The following is an 8,324-nucleotide window of genomic DNA, read 5'->3' on the forward strand; positions in this document are numbered from 1 at the left end:
GGTTTCATTAACACATATCCCTGGCCCAAAAAGCCGGGGATTTTTTATATCTGCGTTCCGCTAAAAGGTGCAAATGCTCAGGACGTTGCAGCGTTTTGCGTGACCGCTCGGGGAAGGCAAAACTGCTTCAGGGAAAGCGTTGCGCGGGGTCCGGCGCTCATCAACAATCGGGGAGTCAGCAAGGGGCTGAAACGGGAAAGCCCCTCCCGAGGAAGGGGCCTTATAGAAGGAAAGGGTTATGATGAAGTTCGTCATCATACTGGTTGTGTTGTTACTGTTAAGTTTCCCGACTTACTAACAACTGATCAGAGGGGGGAGAAATCCTCCCTTACCCTTGTTCCTTTACTTTAGGTTGAAAAAACAACAGCGTCAATAGGCCTGCCTGCTACGAAGCGAGATCTGTGAACCGCTTTCCGGTTAGCCTTTTTTATCCTGTTGGATCTTCTTGATGATGTTAGTGGTCGAGCAACCGTCTTCGAAGTTGAGCACCAGCACTTCGCCGCCGTTGGCCCAGACTTCTTTACTCCCGGCAATTTCTTCTGGTTTATAGTCGCCGCCTTTCACCAGCAGATCTGGCAGGATCCCGGCGATCAGACGCTGCGGCGTGTCTTCTTCAAACGACACTACCCAGTCGACCGCTTCCAGTGCGCCCAGCACAATCATACGCTGCTCGAGTGGGTTTACCGGGCGGGAATCCCCTTTCAGCCGTTTGGTGGAGGCATCGCTGTTCACAGCGACAATCAGACGGTCACCCAGTTTGCGAGCATTTGCCAGATAGGAGACGTGCCCGGCGTGCAGGATGTCAAAGACACCGTTGGTCATTACCACCTTTTCGCCGCGTTTACGCGCTGCCGCTACAGCAAGCTTCAGTTCCTCTTCGGTCATCACACCAAAGCCGGTATCTGCGCGCCCACGCACTGCATTTTCCAGCTCGATCGGCGAAACCGTGGAGGTTCCCAGTTTGCCGACCACCACGCCAGCCGCCGCATTGGCAAAGAAGCAGGCTTCTTCCAGCGAATTACCCGCTGCCAGCGTTGCCGCCAGGACGCCAATCACCGTGTCGCCCGCACCGGTAACGTCATACACTTCCTGCGCCTGGGTTGGCATATGCAGCGGCGCTTTACCCGGTTGCAGCAGCGACATACCCTGTTCGGAACGGGTCACTAACAGAGCCGAGAGTTCGTAATCGGCAATCAGTTTCATGCCGCGCTCAACAATCTCTTCTTCGGTCTTACATTTACCGACAACAGCTTCAAATTCCGAGAGATTCGGCGTTAACAGCGTAGCGCCGCGGTAGCGCTCAAAATCGGTACCTTTTGGATCAATCAGCACCGGAACGCCCGCTTTACGCGCCAGTTGGATCATCTGCTGTACGCTTGCCAGCGCACCTTTGGCGTAGTCAGAAAGCACCAGCGCGCCAATCGAACTCAGCGCCTGATTAATCCGCTCGTGCAGCGGCTGCGGATCAACACCTTCGAAACCTTCTTCAAAATCCAGGCGGATCAGCTGTTGGTTGCGGGAAAGTACCCGTAATTTGGTGATAGTCGGATGCGTCGGTACAGAAACGAAGTCGCATTTGACGTTGACGTCGGCCAGAGATTTACTCAGCGCACGCGCCGCATCGTCAATGCCCGTCAGCCCGACCAGGCGAGCATTGGCACCGAGAGAAGCGATGTTCATTGCCACGTTAGCCGCGCCGCCCGGACGTTCTTCGATGGTATTGACTTTAACCACGGGCACCGGCGCTTCCGGCGAGATACGGCTGGTGGGACCGTACCAGTAACGATCCAGCATCACATCACCAACCACCATCACTCCTGCACGTTCAAACTCTGGCAGCGTTACTTTCATTCCTGTCTCCTGAGAGATTCAAAATTTGCGCGCGATAATACCATACTTCATTCTTCCACCAGCCACTTCTGCCAGCTTGCCCGCACCAGTTCACGCTCTGCGGTGAAGCAATCCTCCGGCACATGGCCCGGCAATTCCTGTAATGCCAGATGATGAAGTTCATCGCGCAGCGTAGTATAAGCACGGGTCAGCGCCATCGCTTCCTGCTCTTCCATAATGTCGTTTTGCGCCAGTAGTTCCAGAATGCGCACGTTGTCTGACCAGCGCGTTAACTTCGGTTTTTCATGAGCGTAGCGCAACACCAGATATTGGGTAATAAATTCGATATCGGTAATTCCGCCTTCATCAGCTTTGATATCAAAGCGATCGCGATGTTTATTGCCGAGATGAGCGCGCATTTTCTCGCGCATTTCCCGCACTTCCGTTTGCAGAGTTTTACCTTCACGCGGCAGCGTCATAATCTCGCGACGCACCGCGTCAAAGTGCGCGGTGAGCTGCGGATCGCCGTACACTACCCGCGCACGCACCAGCGCCTGATGTTCCCACGTCCAGGCCTCGTTTTTCTGATAATCGGCAAATGCTTCTGCGGATGTCACCAGCATTCCCGCGGCCCCGGACGGGCGTAGCCGTGCATCCACTTCATACAAAATGCCGGAAGAGGTACGCGTACTGAACAGATGCATAATGCGTTGCGCCAGACGCAGATAAAACTGTCGCCCGTCGATTTCCCGCTCGCCGTCAGTCATCGCATCCATTGGGCAATCATGGAGGAAGATCAGGTCAAGATCGGAACTGTAGCCTAACTCCCAGCCGCCCAGCTTGCCGTAGCCGACCACCGCAAAACCACGGCCTTCGCGATCGTTGAGGTGATTTGGCTTACCGTAGCGGGCCACCATTTGAACCCACGCCTGCTGAACGACGGCATCTATCATAGCCTCTGCCAGCCAGGTTAAGTGATCGCTCACTTTCATCACCGGTAGCGTACCAGCGATATCCGCTGCGGCGATGCGTAACAGCTGCGCCTGTTTGAACTGACGCAGCGCCTCAAGCTGTTGCTCTTCGTCATCTTCCGGCACGCGCAGCAAATACTGGCGCAACTCATCGCGGTAGGCATCGGTCGCCGTCGGCTGGTAAAGGGTGTTTGGATCGAGCAATTCATCCAGCAATAATGGATAACGCGCCAGTTGGCTGGCAATCATCGGCGACGCGGCACACAGAGAAATCAAATGTTTAAGCGCCGCGGGGAATTCACTGAGCAATTCTAAATAGGTGGTGCGGGTAACAATCCCCACCAGCAAGGCGGTAATGCGCGACAGCGTAACGGCAGCGTCTTCACGCGCACAGACATCACTTAGCAGATGCGGCATCAGATGGTCGAGCACCTGACGTCCTCGCGGCCCGATGGTGCGCTTATCCAGCTCTTTGCGGAAATCGGCAATCAGCGTTAGCACCTGTTTGCGATCATCCTCGCTAAGATGCGCCAGCACTGGCGTAGTGTCATCTTCCTGCAACGCATCCTGCCACAGCTCACGCCACTGTTCCGACAGCGACTCTTCCTGAGTTTCACTTTCGTCGTCGCCAATCAATTCATTAAACACCCGGCGCACATTGGTCATATGTGCGGTCAGCGCCCCGGTCAGTTGCGGCCAGTCAGCAAAGTCCATCGCCCACGCCAGCCGCGCACGGTTAAGCTCATCAGAAGGAAGCGTCTGGGTTTGTTCGTCGTTAATGCTTTGCAGCAGGTTTTCCAGACGCCGCAGGAACAGATACGCCACTCGCAATTGTTCAGCATCGTTTTCAGAAAGCAGATGCAGCGCGGCAATGACGCTGAGCGTTGGCAGTAAAGAGCGCGACTGCAGCGACGGTTCGCGCCCACCGCGAATGAGCTGGAACACCTGAACGATAAATTCAATTTCGCGAATGCCGCCTGCGCCGAGTTTGATATTGTCGGTCAAACCACGTCGACGCACTTCACGGGCAATCATCCCTTTCATGTTGCGCAGCGACTGAATCACGCTGAAATCGATGTAACGACGGAAAACAAACGGGCGCAGCATCGCACGCAACTCGTTAGCATAGACGCCTTCGCTATCGCCCATAATCCGCGCCTTGACCATCGCGTAACGCTCCCAGTCGCGCCCCTGCTCCTGGTAATAATCCTCCAACGCGGCAAAGCTCAGCACCAGCGGGCCACTTTCGCCAAACGGACGCAGCCGCATATCCACGCGATAGACGAAGCCATCCTGCGTTGGTTGATCCAACACTTTAATCAGCCGCTGCCCCATGCGGGTAAAAAACTGCGCGTTATCCAGTTCCCGGCGTCCGCCCTGCGTACAACCATGTTCCGGCCAGGCAAAAATCAGATCGATATCTGAGGAGAAATTCAGTTCCCCACCGCCCAGCTTACCCATGCCTAAAATCAGCAGCGGTTGCGCTTCGCCCTGCGCATTGCACGGCGTTCCCCACTCGCGGCAGCAAGCGTCATACAGCCAGTCACGCGCGGCGACAATCAGCGTCTCCGCCAGATGGCTGAGCTGCTGCAATATGCTCTCTTCAGTAACCAAAGCCAGCGTTTGCGCCCAGGCGATGCGCACCATAATGCGCCGCCGGAATAGCCGCAGCTCGCGCATTAACCCGGCTTCGTCACTCACATTACTGAGCGCCTCCTGCAACCATGCCGCGTAATGCTGCCATTCGTCGGCCTGCGGCGGTTGGCTTTCCAGTTCCGTCAGCCACTCTGGATGCACAATCACGCTGTCCTGCACAAAATCACTAAAAGTAAGTACTGACTTCGCCTGTGCGCTAAGTGATTTCTCGGCTAAAGGCTCTGGCAGCCGCTCAACAACGGTCTGCCAGTACTGCTGTAACGGTGAAGAGAGCGGCTTCATAAGCGATTTTATCCTTGCCTGATTAACGTTTTCCGCTGTGCAACCAGAACGGTTCCTGATTGTTTGCCTCATTACGGAAATGTTCAATTTCAATGCGTTGCCCGGTCGCAATAGCGTGACGCAGCCCCTGCCAGTTCTCCAGCCAGGCTTGCGCGACGACAGGATCATAGTAACCTGCCAGCAGCAGTATTGAGTCAATATCACGCGTCAGGCGTGGCAACTGATCATGGTAGCGATCGCCTAACGGCTGGCAGAAAACGCTTTTCAGTTCAGCGGCATGGCGGGAAAGATGGATATCGGCAAAGCGTTTGAAGGAATCGCTGATTTTACCCTGCGCTTTGGCATCTAAAAACGGCTGCCAGGCTTTGCTTACCAACCATTCGGTCAACGCCAGCTTTGCCATTGCCGTTTCGGTAGAGTAGACCGCCGTCACGGCAGAAACCGCAGAAGCGATGGTCGCTTCGCATTGAGTCAGCAAATCACGTAAGTGAGTGCTCGCTTTACGCGGCACAATGCCACCGAACAGCATCAGTGCATGGCGAACAAGGCCAATGGCTGCCAGCACCTGCTCTTTCGCCGCATCGTTGCCGCGTACCCACAGTTCTTCATGATACTGCCATTGCGCTAACGCCAGCTCGAACGCCGCTTCCAGCCCCTGTTCCACATCGGCTTTTGCCGCAACATGCAAAATGGTGGTCGGTTTGATTTCACGCGCCGGATTGCCCTGCGCCAGATGATAGCCACGCGCCGCTTTGCTCAGGCTGCCCTGGCGTAATCCGGTTTGCGATACCAGTTGGTTCGCCAGTTTCAGCACCGCGCGCGTGTCGCCGCTAAGCAGTTCCAGTTCCAGCTCACAGATAGGTTCAGCAAATTCCCCCGCTTTCACCTCCCCCTGATCGAGAGCGATTTCAATTCGGCTGTCATCGACCGCCACCAGCCATTTTTCGCGATAAAAATCGGTGCTGAACAGCGGTTGTACGCGGGAAGCGAGATCGGCGGGCAATTCGCCGTTCGGCCAGACTTCCGTCGGTAACTGCGCCAGGTCGAGCGTCGGTTCGCTCAACGCCACGTTATATTCCGGGCGCTGGTGTAAGCCGCCTGTCACTCTTCCTGCAACTTTCATGGTCATCTCATAGCGACCGTTTTCGCCACGAATACGTAAGCCCATATCGTGCCCACGCAGCCAGTTATCCGGCGTTTCGTAGTAAATATTCAGCAACTGCACGGGGTCATGGTGCTCGCCGCCCAGCGTATTGAGATGGTCACGCAACGCCTCAACGGCACTGTGATTAACAATAAACTTTAATTCGATTTCCTGAGCCATGGCCTTTACTTATCGGTTATGTCACATAAGTGACGATGAACGGCGAACTTAATGCGATCTTTTTTGTCAGTAGATAGTATTTTGCGCCAAATTGCCATGCAACGGGCAATTTGACGGGCGTAAAAGTTTGAAGCAGTGGCAAGACCTGACACAGAGGATTCCGATTGATGTCGAATGCTTTGCGTAGCGACACTGATGCCACTACTATCGTTCCACTTTCCATGACAATAACGACAGCCTGATGCCAAAATTACGCCTGATCGGATTAACTTTACTCGCACTTAGCGCCACTGCCGTCTCACACGCTGAAGAAACGCGCTATGTTTCTGATGAACTGAATACCTGGGTCCGTAGCGGTCCGGGAGATCATTATCGCCTCGTGGGCACGGTTAACGCCGGCGAGGAAGTGACCTTATTACAAACTGACGCCAACACCAATTATGCCCAGGTGAAAGACAGCTCTGGCCGTACCGCCTGGATCCCGTTGAAACAACTTAGCACTGAGCCAAGCCTGCGCTCCCGTGTGCCAGATCTGGAAAATCAGGTCAAAACCCTGACCGATAAACTCACCAATATCGATAACACCTGGAATCAGCGCACCGCAGAAATGCAGCAAAAAGTGGCGCAGAGCGACAGCGTGATCAACGGGTTAAAAGAAGAAAATCAGAAACTGAAAAACGAGCTGATTGTCGCGCAGAAAAAGGTCGATGCCGCCAGCGTACAGCTGGATGACAAACAGCGCACCATCATCATGCAATGGTTTATGTATGGCGGCGGCGTGCTGGGGCTTGGCTTGCTGCTCGGTCTGGTACTGCCACACCTGATCCCAACGCGCAAACGCAAAGATCGCTGGATGAACTAAATCGCCTTCTTCGTTGCACTGTCTTATTATTAGGAATTGTGTATTTGACGAAGGGATGATGGCGTGAAGATTTATCTGGTCGGTGGTGCTGTTCGGGATGCATTGTTAGGGCTACCGGTCAAAGACAGAGATTGGGTGGTGGTCGGCAGTACGCCACAGGAGATGCTCGACGCGGGCTACCAGCAGGTAGGCCGCGATTTTCCTGTGTTTCTGCATCCGCAAACGCATGAAGAGTATGCGCTGGCACGTACCGAACGGAAATCCGGTTCCGGTTACACCGGTTTTACTTGCTATGCCGCACCGGATGTCACGCTGGAAGATGATCTTAAGCGTCGCGATCTGACCATTAATGCGCTGGCTCAGGACGATAACGGCGAGATTATCGACCCGTACAACGGTCTGGGCGATCTGCAAAATCGTCTGTTGCGCCATGTTTCCCCCGCTTTTGGCGAAGATCCGTTACGCGTTCTGCGCGTGGCGCGTTTTGCTGCGCGTTATGCCCACCTCGGTTTTCGTATTGCCGATGAAACTCTGACGCTGATGCGCGAGATGACCCATGCGGGTGAACTGGAACACCTGACGCCTGAACGGGTATGGAAAGAGACGGAAAGCGCCCTCACCACCCGCAATCCCCAGGTGTTCTTCCAGGTACTGCGCGATTGCGGTGCACTTCGCGTTTTATTCCCGGAAATTGACGCCCTGTTTGGCGTTCCGGCCCCTGCCAGGTGGCATCCGGAAATCGACACGGGTATTCATACCTTAATGACGCTCTCAATGGCGGCGATGCTGAGTCCGCAGGTTGATGTCCGTTTCGCAACTTTATGCCACGATCTCGGTAAAGGACTGACGCCGCCAGAACTTTGGCCGCGTCATCATGGGCATGGCCCGGCGGGTGTTAAGTTAGTGGAACAACTATGCCAGCGTCTGCGCGTGCCAAATGAAATTCGCGATTTAGCCAGACTGGTGGCTGAGTTTCACGATCTCATCCACACCTTCCCAATGCTGAACCCAAAAACCATCGTCAAATTATTTGATTCCATCGATGCCTGGCGTAAACCGCAGCGTGTCGAGCAACTGGCGCTGACCAGCGAGGCTGACGTACGCGGCAGAACCGGTTTTGAATCAGCGGACTACCCGCAAGGCCGTTGGTTGCGCGAAGCCTGGGAAGTGGCGCAGTCAGTGCCGACAAAAGCGGTCGTTGAAGCGGGATTTAAAGGTGTGGAGATTCGCGAGGAGCTGACCCGACGGCGGATTGCGGCGGTAGCCAGTTGGAAGGAACAACGTTGCCCAAAGCCTGACTGAGTATAAAACTAAACGTTAACACGAACCATCCCCTCGCCCCTTCGGGGAGAGGGTTAGGGTGAGGGGAACAGACCAGCACCGGTGCGAACAATCACCC

Annotated in this window: 6 protein-coding genes; 3 read left to right on the forward strand and 3 right to left on the reverse strand. The window is 54.9% G+C overall.

Annotated elements, in window-relative coordinates; genetic code table 11:
* The first annotated feature begins 238 nt into the window (after positions 1-238).
* The gene (gene ibsE / locus QZF50_RS21265; protein WP_001387082.1) at positions 239-298 is read left to right on the forward strand and encodes a type I toxin-antitoxin system Ibs family toxin; all 60 of its coding nucleotides are present in this window, start codon (positions 239-241) and stop codon (positions 296-298) included.
* Between the two features lie 119 nt (positions 299-417).
* Here the strand turns inward: ibsE and hldE are convergent, their stop codons facing one another.
* Genes hldE through ygiF form a run of 3 tightly spaced genes read right to left on the reverse strand, consistent with a single transcriptional unit; the run spans position 418 to position 6,063 of the window.
* On the reverse strand, positions 418-1,851 hold the full coding sequence (gene hldE / locus QZF50_RS21270) for a bifunctional D-glycero-beta-D-manno-heptose-7-phosphate kinase/D-glycero-beta-D-manno-heptose 1-phosphate adenylyltransferase HldE (protein ID WP_000869178.1): 1,434 nt from the start codon (positions 1,849-1,851) through the stop codon (positions 418-420).
* A gap of 47 nt (positions 1,852-1,898) precedes the next feature.
* Entirely contained in the window at positions 1,899-4,739 is a 2,841-nt protein-coding gene (gene glnE, locus QZF50_RS21275) for a bifunctional [glutamate--ammonia ligase]-adenylyl-L-tyrosine phosphorylase/[glutamate--ammonia-ligase] adenylyltransferase (RefSeq protein WP_001472300.1), read from the reverse strand.
* Between the two features lie 22 nt (positions 4,740-4,761).
* Positions 4,762-6,063, reverse strand: a complete 1,302-nt coding sequence (gene ygiF / locus QZF50_RS21280; protein WP_000046264.1) for an inorganic triphosphatase — start codon at positions 6,061-6,063, stop codon at positions 4,762-4,764.
* A 241-nt stretch (positions 6,064-6,304) separates the two neighbouring features.
* Between ygiF and QZF50_RS21285 the strand changes: the two genes are divergently transcribed.
* Entirely contained in the window at positions 6,305-6,925 is a 621-nt protein-coding gene (locus QZF50_RS21285; RefSeq protein WP_001125332.1) for a TIGR04211 family SH3 domain-containing protein, read from the forward strand.
* Positions 6,926-6,988: 63 nt separating this feature from the next.
* Positions 6,989-8,227, forward strand: coding sequence for a fused tRNA nucleotidyltransferase/2',3'-cyclic phosphodiesterase/2' nucleotidase/phosphatase Cca (cca, locus tag QZF50_RS21290; RefSeq protein ID WP_000708501.1), 1,239 nt, complete (start codon positions 6,989-6,991; stop codon positions 8,225-8,227).
* The last annotated feature ends 97 nt before the right edge of the window (positions 8,228-8,324 follow it).

This window comes from uncultured Escherichia sp. (genome assembly GCF_948475835.1).
GTDB lineage: Bacteria > Pseudomonadota > Gammaproteobacteria > Enterobacterales > Enterobacteriaceae > ECMA0423.